Below are 18,606 nucleotides of genomic sequence, written 5' to 3'. Positions count from 1 at the left end.
CGACTACTCCTCGTCGGCCCGCTTCCGGCTCGCGATCTTGAGGATGGCGGCACCCGCCGTTGCCTTCTGGTTGACCTCGCGCGTGTAGCGTTCGATCTCGGCGAGGCTCTTGTGCCCGGTGATCGACGCCACCTGGTGCGTCGTGCATCCGGCCTCGGCAAGGCGCCGGGCCGCGGCCTTGCGAATCCCGTGCGTAACGCACCGATCCGGCAGACCCGCGGCCGCGATCGCGTCAGCCATCTTGTTCCCGAAGCCCTTGGCGGAGAACGGATCGCCGTAGGTGGTGGTCACGAGCGAGAAATGTGTCTTCGGCCACCCGGCTGCTGGGCCAGTCGCCCCAGGGCATGAACGCCACCGGTGACAGCGACACTCGGAATTACTACGACCGCTGCGCCGCCGAGCAAAAAGTCGTCCTGACCCCGGCGATCGCCCGCCTCGACGAGCTGCTGATCCGGCACGCCCTCGGCGATCGCCCGGCCGAGGTCTGGTACGACTGGCGCCCGCTCTACCAGCCGACCCAGAAGGAGAAGGCCGACGCCTTCAAGGCGGTGGCGGACGCGGTCAATGTGCTGGCGAACGCCGCCGTCATCCCCGACGAGATCCTGGCCCGGGGCGTCAAGGGCTTCGTGACCGAGAGCGGCCTGCTGCCGGGCATCGACGCGGCCTATGCCGAGCACGGCGATGCCCCGCTGACCGAGGATGATCCGCAGGCCGACCAGTTCGGGCCGGACGGCCAGCCGGCCGAGGGCTTCACCGGCACTGTGGTGCCCTTCCCGGCCCGCCAGATCGCGGACGCCACCCCGCGCACCCTCTACGTCAGCCGCAAGCTCGTGAACGGCGACGACCTGCTGGCCTGGGCGCGCAGCCAGGCGTTTTCGGACCTGATGCCGGCGCGCGAGCTGCACGTCACCCTCGCCTACAGCCGTCAGCCCCTCGACTGGATGAAGGTCGGCCAGACCTGGCAGGGCGAGCAGCTGAAGATCGACGCTGGCGGCCCGCGGATGGTCGAGCGCTTCGGCGAGGCGGTGGTCCTGCTGTTCGCCTCCTCCGACCTCCGGTGGCGCTGGCAGGAGATCATCGACGCGGGCGCGTCCTGGGATCATCCGGAATACCAGCCCCACGTCACCTTCTCGTGGAATGCAGGCGATATCAATCTATCCAGGGTCCAGCCCTACAACGGCCCGCTCGTCTTCGGCCCCGAGATCTTCGAGCCGGTGGACGAGAACTGGCGGGCGAAGTTCGAGGCCGCCGAGTGAACGAGTCGGTCTGGCTCGGCGCCTACCTGATCAGCGTCGTCGTCCTGATCTGGGTCGGCCAGATGCGCTACCGACACGGCATCTGGGACGGCGCCTTCAATCAGTCCCTGCCCCACGTCCAGCGCGCCATGCTCGCGTACGACGATGAGCGCGCGATGCGGATCTTCGAGGACAACGGGATCCCGCTCGCCATCGGCGGCGCCGACCCGCTGGGCCCCGATCCCGACCGGAGGTGAGCGGTGATCTGGCTCGGCATTGTCTGGCTCGCCTCGGCTGCCATCGTGCTCTGCCTGATCGAGCGGGCCCCCGAACTCCCCTGGCACGACTGACGGAGGGCCTTGTGGTCCAGCCCGCTTGCAGCCGCCGGAGCGCGCTTTCCGGCCTCCCCGCCCCGCGCCACTGCACGATCTGCGGGCTCGGCCCGTGCCGCTATCAGGAGACCCCCATGGCCACCGTCGAGAGCACGTCGGACAAGCGCACCGCGAACAATGGCGTGCGCCACCAGTCCCGGCTCCTGACCGAGGACGAGAAGGCCCTCGTGACCCGGATCAAGGACGCCGGCGCGACCTTCATCCAGCTGATCCACGAGATCGCCGAAGTGCCGCCGAGCGTCGAGAAGCTCGATGACCGCGACCTTGAGCTGACCCGGACCCACGTCGAGGACGCGGTGATGCGGGCGGTTCGCGCCGTGACGACCTGATGAGGAGGCGCACATGCTCGGCACCATCCTGATCGTCATCCTGATCCTGGCGCTGCTCGGCGCCCTGCCGCTCGGCCTGCCCTATAACGCGAGCTGGGGCTTCGTGCCGGGCGGACTGATCGGCCTGCTGCTCGTCGTCGTCATCATCCTGGTTCTGCTGGGTCACATCTGATGCCGTGGCGCAATGGCTCCGGCCCCGAGGCCGCGACGGTGCTCGGCGCCGTCGCGCTGGCGGTCTTGGCCCTCGGCGCCGTTGCGATCGTCGGCGCCGTCTGGCCCTCCTGATCCCATGCCGGACAATCGCGAGATCACCCCCTCGGACCGGCTGACCTTCTACGCCGGTGCGGTCCTATTCCTGGGCGTTCTGGTGCTGTTCTGGCGATGATCGGCACTGATCCGCTGTTCTGGCTGGCCATCGCCGCGCTCGTGGCCGCCAGCTTCGTGATGCTTCTCACCGGATGGGATTGCTGATGTCCGGCTTCGTCGGCGGTACCGGCTACGGCCGGGCCCTGCGTGACATCCTGATCGGGCTCGCGGCAGCCGGCTGCCTCGTCGGGTTCGGCTGGCTCGTCGGCCTGCTTGCCATGGGGCAGGGCTGATGCGGGTCTCGTCGGACGAGCGCGATCCCGGCTTCCGCGCCTTCCGAGGCGCGCGACCGCGGGATCACCTTCATCGTGACGCTCGAGGGCGAGCGGCTCGACCGCGTGATCACGACCGACGACCTCGCCGGCGAGGTGGTGATCCCGGCCGAGGACGCCGACGGCTATTTGCGGCCCAATCCGCGGCGCCCCGGCCACTTCCTGTCCGAGACCCGGGGCGGCCGCGTCCGGATCACCCGCAAGCACCCCCACTGGCGCGGGGCATAGCGCCTCGTCGGCTTCAATCGGGCCGCCGCGGGCGGCCGGCAGCAGAGGTTTCCATGCAGTTCTTCGATCAGCTGTCGCTCGGCGAGGCCGCCGAGATCGCGAACGCACGCGAGATGCGCAACGGCGCGCTCGTCCTCCAGGCCAAGGCTGCCCGGGGCGGCAACGTGCAGGACTACCTCGGCGCCGAGGTGGGCAAGCCTGAGATGCCGGTCGTCCGGGTCTACCGCGACGCCGACGAGGTGTTCCGGGCCGATAGCCTGCGCACCTTCGGCCACAAGCCCGTCACCCTCGATCACCCGCCCTCCCCCGTCACCCCGACCACCTGGCGCGATGTGGCGCGCGGGCACGTGGGCGAGGAGGTGCTGCGCGACGGCGAATTCGTGCGCATCCCCATGCTGCTGGCTGATCAGACCGCGATCGAGGCGGTCAAGGACGGCAAGCGTGAGCTGTCGGTCGGGTACCAGTGCGACCTCGACTGGACCCCCGGCACTACCCCGGATGGGCGCGCTTACGACGCCCGCCAGACCAACATCGTGGTCGATCACGTCGCGATCGTGGATCGCGGGCGAGCCGGCCCCGAGTGCCGCATCGGCGACCAGCACCCCGCCGAGGCGAAGACCATGCGGGTGCTCTCCGACCAGCAACAGCAGAGGGAAGCCATCCCCATGCCCCCCGTCCTGAAGACGATGACCATCGACGGCCACACCGTCGAGATGAGCGATGCTGCGGTGGTCGCGGTGTCCGGCCTGCAGAAGCAGATCGGCCAGCTGACGGCCGACAACCTGCAGCTCACCGCCGATGCCAAGGCCGCGGCTGAGGCCCACGCCACGGCAATCAAGGCCAAAGACGCCGAGCTCGCGGACGCGCGCAAGGCACTCGACACCAAGGACGGCGAGATCGCGGTCCTCAAGAAGCAGGTCGAGGACTCGGCCCTCACCCCGGACAAGCTGGCGGCCGCCGTGGCCGCCCGCGCGGCGGTGATCGATGTCGCCAAGACCGTCATCGGCGCGACCTTCACCGACGCCGGCAAGACCGACGCCCAGATCCGCCGCGAGGTGGTGACCGCCCGTCTGGGCGACAGTGCCAAGGATCTCACGGACGGCGTGGTTGAGGGCGCCTTCCTGGCGATCGCCAAGGACCACAAGCCGGCGGATCCCCTCGCCCGCACCATCGCGGATGGCGTGACGCCGACCAGCGGCCGGACCGCCATCGCGGACGCCTATGCGGCGAACGTCGACTATCTCACCAGTGCCTGGAAGTCGCCGACCGGCCGCGCAGTGCAATGACCCAAGCATGACTCGGCAGAACTAGAATAGGAGCATAGTCACATGCCTCCGGTTCAGACCACGTATGCGGGCGGGATGGCCCCGGCCTTCGAGGGCCAGATCGCCGCCATGGAGCCGGGCGGGATCCTCTCCCGGGTCATCGCGTCGGACGACGGGATCGGCTTCGGCCGCCCGGTCTTCCAGGGTGGCTCGGACCACGCCATCGCGGCCACCGGCACGGTGTTCCGCGGCGTCACGGTGGTCGACCACTTCCCCACGGTGAACGCCGCGGGCGACCTGCACCCGAAGGGCGACACGGTGTCGGTCATGCAGCGCGGCACGGTCTGGGTGCGGGCCACCGGCGCCATCACGGCGGGCGCGGCCGCCTTCCTCACCGGCGCGGGCAGGTTCACCGCCACCGCGGCGGACGGCACCGCGATCCCGGCCGTGTTCGACAGCAGCGCCGCAGACGGCCAGCTCGTCAAGCTGACGCTCAATCTTCCCTGATCCGGCGCGAGACGGATCTCCCCACCCACAATCGAAGTGAATCGAAAGGAGAAACTGACCATGCGAGGCCAGTTCCTGATCGATGCGCCGCGTGCTCTGGCCTTCCTGGTCAGCCAGCAGTCGTTCATCGAGCCCACGGTCTACCGGACGCAGTACCCCGAGATCCGTTACCCGCGGCTCGTCCCGGTGGACACCAACGTCCCCGACTGGACCCCATTCCTCGCGAAAAGTGACCGAGATCGTGGACGACCAGCGCACCATGATCCGCGCGGCGCTCACCGCCGGCATGGTGGCGGGGCGCAACCCGCGGGACGTGGCGCTCGATCTGGTCGGCCGGATCAACCCCGCCACCGGCCGGCGCGAGGGCGGCACCATCGGGCTCACCGCCCACCAAGAGGAGTGGGCGCGCCGCTACGCCGACCAGCTCGCCCGCCTCGATCCGGCGGCGCTCACCCGAACACCGCCGCCCTCGACGGGCTGCCGTTCGACAGCGATCGGACCCACGCCGGCCTGTTCGTGCTCACCGTGGTCTGGCCGGTCGACCATCCGCACGGTCAACCTCGATTTCTCGGTCGATAAGAACACCCGCGTCCTCTCATGGACCGCAGGCTACGTCCTGTGGATCGATGATGCCGGCAACATCGTGTCGAGCCTCGTGCCGGCCGGCAGCTTTGGAGGAGGCGGCGCCTATGTCTACGTCTGGTGGGACAAGACGACCCCCAGCGTGCTCTATGCTGCCGCAAACAACTGGCCGGACATCTTCGCCAATACGAACACCGTCCTGATGTGCTCGTATGACGGGTATGCCGGCCTCAACCCCGTCTATGGCGGCACGATCATCGACGGCACCCGGATCAACACCGGCACCATCACCGCCAACCAGATCGCCGCCAACGCGATCCAGGCCAGCCACATCGCGGCCGGGCAGATCCAGGCCAGCCACATCGGCGCCGCGCAGGTCACCGCCGACAAGATCGGCGCGGGCATGCTGTCGTCGGCCGACATCCGCGTGGGCTCCGACTACTTCGTGCTCCAGGCCCGCCCGGAGGCCGGCTGGGGCCGGATGTTCTCGCGCGATAGCAATGGCGTGCTGCGCGTGGCGGTCGGCTACATCGAGGATCTTTCCGGCGGCGGCTGGGGCCTCGCGATGTGGGATGCCGCCGGCAACCTGATCATCAACGGCACCGGCCTCAACGGCGGCGGCATCTGGGCGCGCTCGATCTCGGCGGACAAGCTCGTCGCCAACTCCATCACCGCCAGCGAGCTGTCGACCGGGCAGCTCATCTCCTACTCGGCGCAGATCGGCAACTTGGTTGTCGATAACTTGCAGGTCAACAACAACGCCATCTCGCAGACGGTGTGGGGACAGACTGGTACCGGCGACGACATTTACTGCTGGATCAACATCAGACAACCCAACACTCGTGTCGAGATCGGCATGTATTTTTCCGGCACGGGCGGAAACGGCTATTCTCTCGGGACCGCTATCGGTGCGCTCGACGTCTACCGGAGCGACGGGCCTCATATCCTGGCGGGCAACTGCGCCTACCACATAAACAGTACCAATAACTTGGTCTACATGGGACCGACCTGCTACGTGACGGTCGATACCGTCGCAAATCCCGGCGTCTACTGGTATCGTCTGGTCAACAGCAATGCCGCCAGGGCTAGTGGCACCACATTCCTCAAGGTTACGGAGTTGTCGCGATGAGCGCTGGCGTGGAGGACGCCGCCCACCCGGCCCTCGTGGAGCAGGTCTCCTACGTGGCCTACGACGACACCGGACGTCTTACCGTCCATGGTCGCATGGCCGGCGGCGTGCTCCAGATCGCCCGGCTGCAGGGCCACCGAATGCTGCCCGGCGAGGGCCAGCAGGCGACGCATTACGTTGACCTGTCCGGCGACGCGCCCGAGCTGCGCGAGCGCCCGGTGCTGGAGCTGCCGGCGAGCCTCACGGCCGCCGCCGGCGAGGAGGTGACGATCCCCGCCGTGCCGGCCGGCCCGGTCCGCTTCGCCGGCCCCTACAACGGGAGCATCGAGCACCCGGGCGGGGATCTGGCGATCGGCTTCTCGATCCCCGGCACGTACACGCTGACCATCGAGCCGTTCCCCGCCCGGCGCGCGGCGATCACGCTGGAGGTGACGGCATGATCCTCGGTCCGGACCTCACCACCCTGAAGGAAGCCGCCAAGAAGCGGGCGCAGAGCTACTTCGTGTCGATCGCCGAGAGCGATGGCGTCGAGCCGACCCTGCGGGCGATGTACGTCCTGAAGCTCCAGGAGGCCCGCCGGGTCCTGGCCGGCGGCGCCTCCGACATGATCCACGAGGAAGCTCAGATCCGGGGCATCTCCGACACTGAGATGGCCCAGATGGTCGATGCCATGGCGGCCGACTCGACCCGCCTGGAGATGGCGCGGATGCAGACGAACGTCGCGATCGACGCGGCCACCTCGGAGGCGGGCGTCCTGGCCGTCCTCGCCAGCCTCGGTCTGACGCTGAGCCTCGACGCCGCCGCGGCGCAGCCCACCACGCCCATCGTCTAGGCGCACCCCGCCCACCCCAGACACCGGAGATCCGCATGACCGCTGCCCTCGATCGGCGGGCGTTCTACGATGCCGTCCGCCAGCAGCCCTTCGGCGGCAGCCTCACCCAGTCCCAGGTCGACGGGATGAACGCCATGCTCGACATGGCCCCGCCCGACCTCCTGCTTACGGCCCTCGCCTGCTGCTTCGCGACGGCCTTCTGGGAAACCGGCGGCGCGATGATCCCGCGCACCGAGAGCCTGAATTACACCTCGGCCGCGCGGATCAAGGCCGTGTGGCCGAGTCGCTTCCCGACCGAGGCCGCAGCAGCGCCCTACGTGCGCAACCCGAAGGCCCTGGCGATCAAGGTCTACGGCGGGCGCCTCGGCAACGCCCCGGCCCCCTCCACGGACGGCTGGGATTTTCGCGGCATGGGGCTGGTGCAGTCCACCGGCAAGGACAACGCGCAGCGCGCGTCGGTGCGGCTGCGCAGGCTCGGCTATCTCACGCCGGAGCAGGATCTCGTCTCGACGCCAGCGCTGATGCTGGACGACCGGATCGCCGCCGCGATGCTGTTCATCGGGCTGAGCGAGGGCTGGTATACCGGCAAGAAGCTCGCGCACTACTTCGGCCCCCAGCGCGAGGACCCGACCAACGCCCGCGCGATGGTCAACCCGGACGCCAATGGCCTGAAGGTCGCCGGCTACTACCGGTCGTTCAAGCGGGCGCTGGAGGCGGCCGGGTACCGACCCGGGACCACGGCGACCTCGCAGATCGAACCCAGCCTCGTCGTGCAGCCGCAGGTCGGGGCGCCGCTCGCGCCGATGGCGCCGATCCCGCCGGTCCCCGTCAACACCGCGAAGCCCACGCTGGCGGACATCGCCCCGCCCCTGCCGCCCGTGGTCGAGGAGCCGCCGCCCGCGCCCGGCATGGTGCGGACCGGCGGCCTGGGCGCGTGGCTCAAGAGCCTGTTCGGCCGCAAGGCCGCCTGACCGGAGACCTTACGACATGGATTGGCTCCAACTCGCCGGGCAGCTCGCGCAAGTCGGGCTGCCCTCGCTCGGCACGCTCATCGGGACCACGCTGGCCGGGCCGCCGGCGGCGGCATCGGGGCGGCGATCGGGCGAGGCGCGGCGGCCGCCATCGGCGCGGCGCTGGGCGTGCCGGCGACCCCGCAGGCGATTACCCAGGCGGTGCAGGCCGACCCGACCGGCGCGCAAATCAAGCTCGCCGAGATCGACGCGGCGGCGAAGGTGCAGCTCGCCGAGCTGGGCGACCTCGCCAGCGCCCGCCAGATGCAGGTCGGGCTGGCGCAGGCGAACCACTGGACCGCCTCGATGCCGGCGATCGTCACCATCGCGATCCTGACCGCCTGGGCGCTGCTGACCGGCGCGCTCTACTTCATCCAGGGCGAGATCCCCGAGCGGGTCTACCAGCTCCTGAGCCAAGCCTACGGCGCCTCGAACCTCGCGCTCGGCACCGCCATCGCCTTCTGGCTCGGCTCGTCCCGCTCCAGCCAGCAGAAGGACGCGCAGATCAACGCGATCCTGCCCTCGGTCGTGGCGAAGCGCTGAGGCGCGGACGTGGACGGCGCCCTTCAGAAGATCGCCGAGCAGGGCGTCGTCGGCGCCCTGCTGGTCATCATGCTGATCGTCATCGGCTACCTCCAGCGCAAGCGCGACACCGAGGCCGAGCAGCGGCTCAAGGAGGCGCGCGAGACCCTGATCACCACCGCCGAGACCAACCGGATCTTGGGGGCACTCAAGGACGCGATGACGGGGCTCCAGCAATCGCAGCAATCCCTGATCACCACCGTCCAGACCATGGACCTTTGGGCGAGGGGGGCGCTCGACAAGCAGCTCCTGCGCGACGAGCGCGTGGAGAAGACGATCGACGCGCACACCGCGGCGCTGCGCGAACTCGAGGACGTCGCGCGCGACAGCAACCGCCAGATCAACGAGATGCGGGGTCAGATCGACCGCCAGACGGCGGGGCGCTGACCATGGGGGTGTTTCAGGCCATGTGGCGGATGCTGAGCGGACGGGCCGCGGAGCGGGCGGCCGAGCAGGAGCAGGTGAGCCGGGCGCTGGCGATGCAGCGCGCGGAGACCGCCGAGAAGGTCCGCTCGATCGAGGCGCAGGCCGCGCAGATGCGGGGCGCGGATCAGGCGATGCTGGACTTGCTGGGCCGCACCATCGACCGGGCCAGCCGAGCCAGGAAAGGCGCGAACTAGATGCGGCGCGTGTTCGAGTACCGGATGCTGTGGACCCTGCTGGTCGTCGCCGCGAGTTACGTCCTGCTGGTGACGCTGACCCCGATCGTGCCGCGGGGCGACGGTCTGCGGGCGGTCTTCCTCGTCCTGTCCGGCTGGGCCGCCTTCGCCTACTGGCGACCGGCGAAGGCCGCGATCCTCACGCGCGGCTGGCCGGACGGGCCGCACCTCTACGCGCTGATGATCTTCCTGTTCTGTGTCGGCCTCACTCTCAACTGCGCGATCGGGCTGTTCTGGCGGCTGTCCGGTCAGCCCGCCCATCCGATTAATAACCCGTTCTTCGACCTCTGGGTGGTGTTCGGGGTTGTTGCGCTCGTGATCTCGATCACGGTGCCGGATCTGTTCGGCAAAGGGGTGCCGCCGCGCGACAAGGTGCAACTCGGCACGATGTGGATGGGGATGGTTGTGCTCGTCGTCTGGCTGGTGATGCAGCGGCCGGACCTCTCGCCGCTTGCGGAGCTCGTGAGGCCGATCACGGACAGCGGGTACGAGTACGCGCACGACCAGTAGCGCCCGCCCCCTCCCCTCTCCCGAGCCCGCCCGGCCCTGCCGCGGCGGGCTTCTCTCTTGAGTGGAACGTGTCATGCGGTTCGATCGCGAGCCTCTGCGGACGCTGAGCCGGCAGCCGCTTCGCGCCACTTCCGGACCTTCGAGCAGGGCCGCTGGAGCGGCCGCTCGCCGTCTTACAGCGGACCTTTCGGCATTCCAGAACCGCATCTTCTGACCGTCCTCCCGTTCGCGTAAGGGCGGTATACTGTTGGCGAATTCGGGTGGCTCTTCGGCGGGGCGTTTGGCGCGGCCGTTGCACGGGCGTGACGCTGGTTCCGTCCCGAGCTCCGCGGCGGGCCTGATCGGAATTCGCCAACAATATCAAACTTCGCGAAGAGCCACCCGGTGGGGGTTGATCAAGCTGTGCAATGCCGCAACTCATTTAAGGTTAAGGTTCCGGCACTGTCTAGCTTTTGCTTGGAGGGCAATCTATTAGCGCGCAAGCAGCTCGCGCCGCTGATGTACAGGCGCTTTCAGCCGGAAATGGGACCACTGGTGATTCGGTGCGGAAGGCGGTTCTTGGAACCGCCAGGCACCTAGCTCATTGGAACCTGTGCTTCCAAAGGCGAAGCAAACCTTCATATTTCCCTCTCTCGATGCATCCGCACGGTCAGAGACCGGGAGCCTCGATAACGTTTTGGAAGGATGCGCCATGTCCGATGTCGTCGTGAGGTCCCCTATGCAGTACCTCGACAAGGCCACCTCCGCCCTGCGTGACTTGGGGATTGTTCCTCCTGCAGCCATGGATGCCCCCATCAACGGTCTATTGGAGAAGATCTCGGACTTGGATCAGGACCGGATCGTAGTCATCGCCCGCACTCTCGGTCAGACCAGCGTGTTCAACGAGGTCGTGCGTGAGCAGACTCAGGCAATGGAAATTGGGGAGCGCTACCGCCAGATTACCGAGGCCTTACTCCATTCGCGACGACACGAAGAAGATGGTAGACCAGCTTGAAGATCATACGATCGATTTCATGGAGCGTATCACAAATGTATGGATGAAGATATCCAGAGGAGACGTCGTGGATCGTTTCGACAAGATCAAGGAGGTTTATCTCGATGTGACTCGGTCGACCAAGGATCAGATCCAGCGCGAGCAGATTATCCTCGATGCCTACCGCGACTTCCGCGGCGCTCTCAAGCACGCCGAGGTGATGGCTCTAGAGGTGCTCCGGACCGCGGAGCAGAAACTTGAGGCGGCCAAGGCGGGGTTGCAGAGGGCATCCGATGCCGTCGTCAACTTCAAGGGTACAGAGGTGGCCGAGCGCGCCCGGCTTGAGCTAACCCGCGACGAACAGCTCCGTCGCACCCAGGACGAAGAGAAGCGTTACCAGATCGCCAAGGACCTCGCGGATAACCTGACGGTCAGCTACAACACTTCCGAGGTCATCATGGCGCGATTAATGCAGATGACCAACGCCAAGGAGCGTGTCTATGCTCAGGCCGTGACCTTCTTCTCGACGAATGATTCTGTGTTCACGGCGCTAAAGGCGTCGTTCACCGGCATGTTCGGGCTGCACGAGGCGACCCAGACCCTGAACGAGATGAAGGAGGGCGTGTCCCGAAGCCTGGAGGTGCTGGCCGAGATTGGCGATCAGGTCGGCGAAGCCGCCGTTAAGGCAGGCTACGGACCGACCATCCGGGCCGACGCGGTCAAGAAGCTCGTGGACTCGGTTATCACGTTCCAGGAGCGCTCCCTGGAGATCATCGGTGAGATGCGCCGGCTCGCGACCCAGAACTCGACGGAGATCCGCGATGCCGTTGAGGACGGCAAGCGGCGCATTGCCCGCCTGGTGGCGGAAGGGCAGGCATTGCCGGCCAATGGCTGACCAAGCCGCACTGACCGGGCAGGACGCCGGAAAGGCTCCCCAGAGCCTCGACGAGGTAATGCTCGCAATGGACGTGGTGGACACGCTTCGCCATCAGGAGAACCTTGTCAGCCGCGAACTTGGCGAGGAGGTTCGTGACGCTCAGCTTCTACAGAGGCTGCGCGACATCTATCGCGGGCAGGGGATCGAGGTGCCCGATCGCATCCTTCTGGAAGGGGTGCGAGCCCTCAAGGAGCAGCGCTTCGCCTACACCCCACCCGGCCCGAGTTTCTCACGCACCGTGGCGCGGGCCTGGATCAACCGCGGGCGTGTAGGCCGGACTCTCCTGACCATCGCGGCGCTTCTCGGCCTCGGCTGGAGCGCTTATCAGTTCGGCGTCGTCGAGCCCGCCCGGCAGCGGGCGGCGCAGGAGCAGGCTCGGACCGAGCGAGAGCGGACCGATCTCGCCGAGAGATTGCCGGCTGCCCTGGAACAAGGGCACGAGGACGTGCTGCGCGAGGCGCAGCTTCCGGCGGCGCGGGAGAGAGCCGACCAGATCCTGGCGGACGGAAAAGCTGCCATCGAGCGGAAGGACGCGGAAGGCGCACGGCAAGCCATAAACAATCTAGAGGCTCTGCGAGCAGATCTGCGCCGCGAGTATATCTTGCGCATCGTCTCCCGCCCAGGCGAGCCCACCGGCATCTGGCGCGTGCCGCCGCGCAACCCAGCAGGGCGAAACTACTATTTGATTGTGGAGCCGGTGGCCCCCGATGGTCGGATCCTCAGCCTACCGGTCACCAGCGAAGAGGACGGCCAGACGGTGACCACGTCTAAGTGGGGCGTGCGTGTGAGTGAGGCCACGGCCATGCAAGTGCAGCAGGATAAGAACGACGACGGCATCGTGCAGCGCAATCGTTTGGGCGAGAAGCGGCGCGGTTATCTGGACGTCGACTACCAGATGCCGGTCCTCGGCGGCGCGATCCTACGATGGTGACAGGATGATCTCAGGACGGCAGGCGCTCGCGCAGATAGAGCATACTATCGAAAAGGCTCGCCAGCAGGAGGCGCAGCTCGAGCGGGCCTATACCACGGCGACTAAGGAGGTCGGCCGCCTGCGCATCCAACGCACGGAGGCCTTCCGCGAACTCGCACGGCTGAAGCTGGACGCGATCACGAAGGATAAAGTCGTCAGCCAACTTGATGCCGCCGAACGCCAAGCCGTCAGCCTTCTCAAGAGCCGCCAGGATGCCCTGCAGCAACTGACTGAGCGGCGCCGGCAAGCTGAGGAGCGGGTGAGGCAGGCGGAGACGGAGCGGCAGGCCGCCACTGACGCTTTGGAAAAGGCCCTGGGGGAGGTCGAGACCACCCGCAAGAAGGTCGAGGCGAAAATCAGCATCGACCCCGAGTGGATCTCGGTCCGGGCTCGGGTTGATGAGATCACCGGACAGGCCCGGCAGGCCGAGAAGAAGGCTGTGCAGGCGGAGGCCGACCGGGACGAAAAGCGCCGACCCTATGAGGCCGACCCACTGTTCATGTACCTGTGGAGCCGGAAGTTCAGCACGGCTGCCTACCGAGTTAATCCGTTCACTCGCTACATGGATCGTCTGGTTGCGCGTGTCGTCGGCTACGACAAGGCGCGGGCCAACTATGCCCTTCTCAACGAGATTCCCGAGCGGCTCCGGGAGCATTCCAGGCGCATCATCAGCGACCTCCGCGAGGCACGTGCCAGGCTCACCGCCATAGAGCGCAAGGCGCTCATCGAGGCCAGCATCGAGACGACAGAGACCAAGGCGGCCAAGGCGCGCGACACCCTGTCCGACGCGGAGCACAGGCTCGCTGAGGCGCGCGAGTCCCTTGCTGTGTTAGATCGCTCCTACGACGCCTCTGTCCTGGAGGGGGACACCCCGTATCGTGAGGCCATCGAGCTGTTGGCTGCCGCCGACGAACGCGAGAACCTCGACCAACTCTACCGGGAGGCTCTTGCGACCCCGACACCACGGGACGAAGAGATCGTCGCTCGCATCCAGGCGACCGATGTCATGATCAACCAAGCGTTGCGACAGGCGGTCGACGCTCACCGCCAGCTCAAGGAGACGGCTCAGCGCCGCGCGATGATCGAGCACGAGTGGCAGCAGCTTCGACATCAGGGCTACGACACCCCTTACGGGACATTCGGCAACGAGGCCGCCCTAGGCAATGTGCTGGGCGGCGTTCTCACGGGCGCGATTGGCGGCGCGGTCCTAGGGCAAGTCCTGCATGGTGGTTTTCACCGGGGGCCAAGTCCGTGGGATTCCGGCTTTGGTGGTGGACTGCCCATCCCGCCCCCGGACAGCTTCGGGACGGGTGGGGCCTTCGGCGGCGACGATTTCAGGACCGGCGGGTCATTCTGAGCGGAAGGGACGGGATTGGACGAGACATCCAACAGTTGCCTGGTCGCCCGGATCACCCGGAACTTCTGCTGGCGAGGGCAATGAAGTCTCCCAAAAGGAATTCCTGCGCCAAGCTGCCGATTCCATGCAGCACGATGAGCGGCGGGCCCTATCCGCGTTCGACGTAGTGCAGGCGAACGCCGTCGGTCTCGATAAAGCGCCCGAGCGGTGGATTCCTCTTTTCCGCCTCGCGAGCCCATCTCCGCGTCTGGGCCGCCATCAGGGCGAGAGACATGAGAAAGATGGCCGCGGCGGCCGCTCGCACAGGCGTCACAGGATGATGAACCTGCGCGTGAGCGCCGTCGAGCATCAGGGAGACGACACCGAACACCATCTCGCGCGTGAGACCGTGAGGCCTGCCTTCGCCCGCCGCCGCATGCAGCGATTCCTTGAGCGCGTAGAGCGGACTGGTGCCGATGGCGCCGTAGACGACGCCCACGGAGCCGAGCGTGAGCGTCCAGAACCCCGTCTTCGTCGCGTGATCCGTGCCCGTCGGGTTCGGAACCGGCCCCGCCAGCAACTCGGTGGTGGCACTTGTGGGTATCGGGTCGGTACTCCGACCAGATCGCAGGGCATCCCCAAGACCGGTTTCAACCGCCGAGGAGCGAAAAGCGTTCGCGCGAGTTGAGCGTCGCTAGCTCATGGTCTCGGGGCGCCCCTCACCACCCTCTCTCGCTTCCCTCGGCAGGTGATCCTCTTGATGGACTTTGACGCAATCCGCCAAGCAACGCTCGCTTTCGTGGAAGCCCACAAGGCCTGGACGCCACTGATCGCGGGCGTGCTCGCCTTCTGCGAGTCCGTCGCCTTCCTGTCGTTCCTGGTGCCCGCGACAGTCATCCTGCTCGCCATCGGCCCGATGATCGCGGCCGCCGATGTCGCCTTCTGGCCCGTGGTGCTCTGCGCTGCGCTCGGGGCAGCGCTCGGCGACTGGCTCTCGTACGAGTTCGGCCGCTACTTCAAGGACGACGCTAAGCGCATGTGGCCGATGCGGCGATACCCCAAGGCCGTGGCGCGGGCCGATGCCTTCTGCGCGCGTTGGGGTGCCGGCGCGGTGGCGCTGGGTCGCTTCTTCGGGCCAATCCGGGCGGTGATCCCGCTCGTCGCAGGGGTTTTTGGCGTGCGCCGCTTAGTCTTCCAGGCAGCGAATCTGCCGTCAGCCCTGGCATGGTCGTTCATCCTGCTCGCGCCTGGGGCTGGCCTGATCTCCTGGTATCGCGGTTGAGCTCCTATCGCTGAGGCAATGATCGTCCACTCGGTGCCGCGGGATGTTCAGCGTTCGGTGGTCAGACACCTCATGGCGAATGCCGCGATGGCCCCGTCGTACTCTGCGCTGTCTTCGACAAACCCCATGTGAACGGATCAGGGCAAACGCGCGGGCCCGTTGAAGAAGCCAGTTTAAGTTTGTTGGCTTACGCGGCTGGCCGCGCGACGGGATGACCCAGGTGCGCGTGCCAGAGCTGGAGGCTGCGCAGAAGCAGACGGATCGCGGCCGCGAGGCGCTTGAGGTTGATGGCGGCAGCGGTCAGGTAGGCCTGGATGCTCATGTTGCCGAGCCCGCGCCGGATCGCGCGGTCCAGGCCATGCCAGGTCTTGGCCTCGCCATGCACGCCCTCGACCCGGCCGCGGTGCGAGGCATAGAGCGCCTTCTCCCGTGGCCCCCAGGCCCGGTGCTTGCGCCGGGCTCGGATCAGGGCGGGATGATCCTTGTGCAGGAGGATGGCCCGCCGCTTCAGGGTCGGGCTGAAGCAGCGCGGGCGCAGCGGATAGGCAGTGCAGTCCTTCACCAGGGCGCGGTAGGCCTGGAACCCGTCGGCGTCCGGCTTGCCATGGGGGCGCAGCGTGCGGCCTCGCGGGCAGCGCACGCGGTTGTGGCGGGCATCGAGCTTGAAGCGCCGCACAGGGATGACGCCGGGCCGGGGCGGCCGCTCGGGTCGGGTGGGAACGATGGCCTCGATGCCGCGCGCCTCCAGGCTCGCCAACAGGCGCGTGATCGCGTAGCCCGCGTCCAGCGTAGCGATCCGGATCGGCTGGCCGGTGGCGGCCGTCACGGCGTCGAGCTGGTCCTCGACGGTGGTGCTCTCGTGGGCGGCCCCCGTCGTGACCAAGATGTCGAGGACGACCCCGCACGCGGCATCGACGGCGGTGTGCTGCTTGGAGGAGGGCTGGGCGGGCAGATTGCTTCGTATTTTGCCCAGGGAGGCGTCCGGATCGGTGGTGCAGACACGCCGCGGCTTGCTACCCGCACTTGTGCGGCCCGAGGTGGGCGCCGGACGTGGCTCCTGGCACGGCGCGGGCGGGGTCGTGTCCGGCAAGGGCGCGTGCGCCCGGGTGACGGCCTCGGCGTGAGCGTCGGCGATAGCGTCCCAGGTCACGTCGGCGCGCACCAGCGAGGCGTCGATGTGGACCACCTCACCCTTGGCAATCCCGGCGGCCACGCAGGCCTCCACCGTGCGCACCAGGATCGCCTTGAACCGCTCCGCGCCCCAGCGCTGGCGGATGCGGGTGAGCGAGGAATGATCCGGTAGCGCCTCGTGTAGGCCGTAGCCGACGAACCAGCGGATCGCGAGGTTGACCTGTGCCTCACGCAAAAGGCGGCGGTCGTGAACGATCCCGAGCAGGAACCCGGCCAGCATCAGCCGCACGGCGACCTCGGGATCGATGCCTGGTCGGCCGGTGGTCGCGCAGTATAGGTCTGCCACGCTCGCCCGCAGCCAGGACAGATCGAGCACCCGGTCGACCCGCACCAGGATGTGATCATCCGGCAAAATCTGGCGCAGCGAGCCTGCCACGAACAACTCGGGTTGATCCCGATCCCGCCGACCCAGCATGGGGCCCTCCCAGCCACCAACACTGGAAGGGAATCACTGCTCTACCGCCGTGACAAAGCCTAACCACCCTTTTTCAACAGGCCCCGCGCGCCGGTATCATTCGGAAATGACACGATCCTCGTCCTACAACCACGCCGAGCGCGCGGGCGGAAGACAGTCTCGGCGGCCGTGAGCTCGTCGCCTGCGCCCGTATCGTTCACTTCCTCTCGCCCGCGCCGACGAGGCGGACCAAGTCCTTGTATCTGTCGACGTTGGCGCGGTTGCAGACTTGACTGTCGAGGTAGGCCTGGACGGCTCCCGACAGCCACCAGCTCATCGACAAGTCCTTGATGCGCTCGACGGGCCCGCCCTCGGCGCCTAAGTCCTGCGCGCGCGAGAGCGAGCAGGCGCGCGCAGCACCACGCGACGGCACAACGTCGTAGACCTGGAACGAGAGCACCTTCTCCACGACCGGAGATTCTTGCGCCGCCTTGAAGGCTTCCGCCGCGTGACCGTCGCGGGTCTCCACGAGGGCTGCCAGCGGGGCGATGTAGGCATCGTACCACTTTGGATCCCGGGGCGACCGGGGCGCCACGTCCGGGTCGCCTATGGATTCGGATGTCGGATTGTTCGTGACGTGCAGGATGACTGGTCGCGGAAGGTCGGGCTGCACGGTATGCATGGCCTCGGCCAGCTGCCGCGCCGAGGTCAGGCCATCATTTTCAAAGTAGCCCCCGTCGACGACGAGGTCGACCTCGCCCTGCCGATTGCGGATTCCGGCATAGGGCGAGATCACCGGAAAGCGGGCGCTTGCAGTCGCTCCCGATGACAGGCGCACGGCCGGCGTGCTCGCGTCCGGCACCGGCTTCCCATCCGCGCAGGTGCGGGTCGCGCCGAGCGTCTCGAAAAGATCGACCGCCGCCGGGAAGAACGGAACCGCCTTGCTCCCATCGCACCAGAAAGTCAGCAGGTCCGAGACGATTGAGCGTCGACCGTCGAGGACGGAGGTGGTGTTCAGCGCGAGCAGGGGGACCCAGCGCTCCTTACCATGCGGGAACTCGCCGACGGCGCGGGTCAACCCGCTATCGGCGCGGCGGTCCGGGTCGATCAGGTAGCGATACTGATCCTCGAACGCGTTCTCCAGCAGGGCGGCACGGTCGGACATCCCGAAGAGATGAAGGGGAAAGCCGAACAGGTCGCGAAATGCCAAGCCGATGAAGGGTCGCGAGAGGAAATCGCCCGCGGTCAGGGCCTGCAGGCACACCCTCCAGGAGTACGGGGGCGTGAGGTCGTCGTGAAAACGGAACCACGAACGCCCCACGCGCTGGCAGGGTGCCCTCCCGTCCAGTCCGGCATCGTCCAGCGCCGCCCGGATGACGGCCGCACCAACCGAGCCCCCAGACACGCCCGAGATCGCGAAGAGGCGGCGGCGCAGGTCGACTTGGCCGTCGTCAAGGATGTCTCCCACGACCGAGACGGTGAAAAAAGCGGCGCGGCTCGCCCCGCCCGCGCTCGCGAGGATCACCGGGCGCGCGCCGCAGGGTTTCGGGTCGGCGTCCTGCGGCAGGTTGCAGTTGAGGCGGACCCATCGGTCGACCGCCTCCTTTAGCCCTAGGAGCCCGTCC

At 67.5% G+C, this 18,606-nt stretch carries 24 protein-coding genes and 1 pseudogene; 21 read left to right on the top strand and 4 right to left on the bottom strand.

Annotated features, from left to right (window positions below):
* Positions 1-3: 3 nt before the first annotated feature.
* Positions 4-291, bottom strand: coding sequence for a tyrosine-type recombinase/integrase (locus MNOD_RS30625; RefSeq protein WP_050783436.1), 288 nt, complete (start codon positions 289-291; stop codon positions 4-6).
* 11 nt (positions 292-302) lie between these two features.
* On the opposite strand from MNOD_RS30625, the gene MNOD_RS30620 reads away from it, so the two are divergent.
* From MNOD_RS30620 to MNOD_RS30540, 20 genes are all read left to right on the top strand, one after another.
* Entirely contained in the window at positions 303-1,256 is a 954-nt protein-coding gene (locus tag MNOD_RS30620) for an anti-CBASS protein Acb1 family protein (protein WP_050783435.1), read from the top strand.
* Positions 1,253-1,492: a hypothetical protein gene (locus tag MNOD_RS30615; RefSeq protein WP_015932835.1), complete on the top strand. Its 240-nt coding sequence runs from the start codon at positions 1,253-1,255 to the stop codon at positions 1,490-1,492. Before MNOD_RS30620 ends, MNOD_RS30615 begins: the two co-directional genes overlap by 4 nt.
* A gap of 209 nt (positions 1,493-1,701) precedes the next feature.
* A complete protein-coding gene (locus MNOD_RS30610; RefSeq protein WP_015932834.1) occupies positions 1,702-1,956 on the top strand; it encodes an Acb2/Tad1 domain-containing protein in 255 nt (84 codons plus the stop codon).
* Positions 1,957-1,969: 13 nt separating this feature from the next.
* Positions 1,970-2,128 carry a DUF3309 family protein gene (locus MNOD_RS44365; protein WP_015932833.1) on the top strand — a complete coding sequence of 53 codons (159 nt, stop codon included), beginning with the start codon at positions 1,970-1,972 and terminating at the stop codon, positions 2,126-2,128.
* 298 nt (positions 2,129-2,426) lie between these two features.
* Positions 2,427-2,555, top strand: coding sequence for a hypothetical protein (locus MNOD_RS50145; protein ID WP_015932831.1), 129 nt, complete (start codon positions 2,427-2,429; stop codon positions 2,553-2,555).
* A gap of 75 nt (positions 2,556-2,630) precedes the next feature.
* Positions 2,631-2,822, top strand: a complete 192-nt coding sequence (locus MNOD_RS30605) for a hypothetical protein (RefSeq protein ID WP_015932830.1) — start codon at positions 2,631-2,633, stop codon at positions 2,820-2,822.
* 53 nt (positions 2,823-2,875) lie between these two features.
* Positions 2,876-4,108 (top strand): DUF2213 domain-containing protein, encoded by a 1,233-nt coding sequence (locus MNOD_RS30600; protein WP_015932829.1) that lies wholly within the window; start codon positions 2,876-2,878, stop codon positions 4,106-4,108.
* A gap of 42 nt (positions 4,109-4,150) precedes the next feature.
* On the top strand, positions 4,151-4,594 hold the full coding sequence (locus tag MNOD_RS30595) for a structural cement protein Gp24 (protein ID WP_015932828.1): 444 nt from the start codon (positions 4,151-4,153) through the stop codon (positions 4,592-4,594).
* A 259-nt stretch (positions 4,595-4,853) separates the two neighbouring features.
* Complete coding sequence (locus MNOD_RS49460; protein ID WP_244424592.1) at positions 4,854-6,305, top strand: hypothetical protein; 1,452 nt, start codon at positions 4,854-4,856, stop codon at positions 6,303-6,305.
* Positions 6,302-6,745 (top strand): hypothetical protein, encoded by a 444-nt coding sequence (locus MNOD_RS30585; protein ID WP_015932827.1) that lies wholly within the window; start codon positions 6,302-6,304, stop codon positions 6,743-6,745. Before MNOD_RS49460 ends, MNOD_RS30585 begins: the two co-directional genes overlap by 4 nt.
* Positions 6,742-7,137 carry a hypothetical protein gene (locus MNOD_RS30580; protein ID WP_015932826.1) on the top strand — a complete coding sequence of 132 codons (396 nt, stop codon included), beginning with the start codon at positions 6,742-6,744 and terminating at the stop codon, positions 7,135-7,137. Before MNOD_RS30585 ends, MNOD_RS30580 begins: the two co-directional genes overlap by 4 nt.
* 35 nt (positions 7,138-7,172) lie before the next feature.
* Positions 7,173-8,108: a hypothetical protein gene (locus MNOD_RS30575; protein WP_015932825.1), complete on the top strand. Its 936-nt coding sequence runs from the start codon at positions 7,173-7,175 to the stop codon at positions 8,106-8,108.
* A 168-nt stretch (positions 8,109-8,276) separates the two neighbouring features.
* Positions 8,277-8,690, top strand: coding sequence for a hypothetical protein (locus MNOD_RS30570; protein ID WP_015932824.1), 414 nt, complete (start codon positions 8,277-8,279; stop codon positions 8,688-8,690).
* Between the two features lie 9 nt (positions 8,691-8,699).
* Entirely contained in the window at positions 8,700-9,116 is a 417-nt protein-coding gene (locus MNOD_RS30565; RefSeq protein ID WP_015932823.1) for a hypothetical protein, read from the top strand.
* 2 nt (positions 9,117-9,118) lie between these two features.
* Positions 9,119-9,349, top strand: a complete 231-nt coding sequence (locus tag MNOD_RS30560; RefSeq protein ID WP_015932822.1) for a hypothetical protein — start codon at positions 9,119-9,121, stop codon at positions 9,347-9,349.
* Positions 9,350-9,898 (top strand): hypothetical protein, encoded by a 549-nt coding sequence (locus MNOD_RS30555; RefSeq protein WP_015932821.1) that lies wholly within the window; start codon positions 9,350-9,352, stop codon positions 9,896-9,898.
* Positions 9,899-10,616: 718 nt separating this feature from the next.
* Positions 10,617-10,892 (top strand): hypothetical protein, encoded by a 276-nt coding sequence (locus MNOD_RS50365; protein WP_341874476.1) that lies wholly within the window; start codon positions 10,617-10,619, stop codon positions 10,890-10,892.
* Positions 10,893-10,959: 67 nt separating this feature from the next.
* The gene (locus MNOD_RS30550) at positions 10,960-11,766 is read left to right on the top strand and encodes a hypothetical protein (RefSeq protein WP_341874475.1); all 807 of its coding nucleotides are present in this window, start codon (positions 10,960-10,962) and stop codon (positions 11,764-11,766) included.
* Positions 11,759-12,739 (top strand): DUF6384 family protein, encoded by a 981-nt coding sequence (locus MNOD_RS30545; protein ID WP_015932820.1) that lies wholly within the window; start codon positions 11,759-11,761, stop codon positions 12,737-12,739. The genes MNOD_RS30550 and MNOD_RS30545 overlap by 8 nt, the downstream gene beginning before the upstream one ends.
* Before the next feature lie 4 nt (positions 12,740-12,743).
* The gene (locus MNOD_RS30540; protein WP_015932819.1) at positions 12,744-14,135 is read left to right on the top strand and encodes a coiled-coil domain-containing protein; all 1,392 of its coding nucleotides are present in this window, start codon (positions 12,744-12,746) and stop codon (positions 14,133-14,135) included.
* Positions 14,136-14,478: 343 nt separating this feature from the next.
* On the opposite strand, the pseudogene MNOD_RS44360 reads toward MNOD_RS30540, so the two are convergent.
* Positions 14,479-14,694: pseudogene (locus MNOD_RS44360) on the bottom strand (KUP/HAK/KT family potassium transporter); the annotation flags it as partial.
* Between the two features lie 180 nt (positions 14,695-14,874).
* On the opposite strand from MNOD_RS44360, the gene MNOD_RS30530 reads away from it, so the two are divergent.
* Positions 14,875-15,396, top strand: coding sequence for a DedA family protein (locus tag MNOD_RS30530; RefSeq protein WP_015932818.1), 522 nt, complete (start codon positions 14,875-14,877; stop codon positions 15,394-15,396).
* 187 nt (positions 15,397-15,583) lie between these two features.
* Here MNOD_RS30530 and MNOD_RS30525 read toward each other — a convergent pair whose 3' ends face one another.
* Positions 15,584-17,002, bottom strand: coding sequence for an IS1182-like element ISMno32 family transposase (locus MNOD_RS30525; RefSeq protein ID WP_015932817.1), 1,419 nt, complete (start codon positions 17,000-17,002; stop codon positions 15,584-15,586).
* A 196-nt stretch (positions 17,003-17,198) separates the two neighbouring features.
* Positions 17,199-18,506, bottom strand: a complete 1,308-nt coding sequence (locus MNOD_RS30520; RefSeq protein WP_050783434.1) for a hypothetical protein — start codon at positions 18,504-18,506, stop codon at positions 17,199-17,201.
* Between the last annotated feature and the right edge of the window lie 100 nt (positions 18,507-18,606).

This window comes from Methylobacterium nodulans ORS 2060 (assembly GCF_000022085.1).
GTDB lineage: Bacteria > Pseudomonadota > Alphaproteobacteria > Rhizobiales > Beijerinckiaceae > Methylobacterium > Methylobacterium nodulans.
This window is presented reverse-complemented; position numbering and strand designations above follow the sequence as displayed.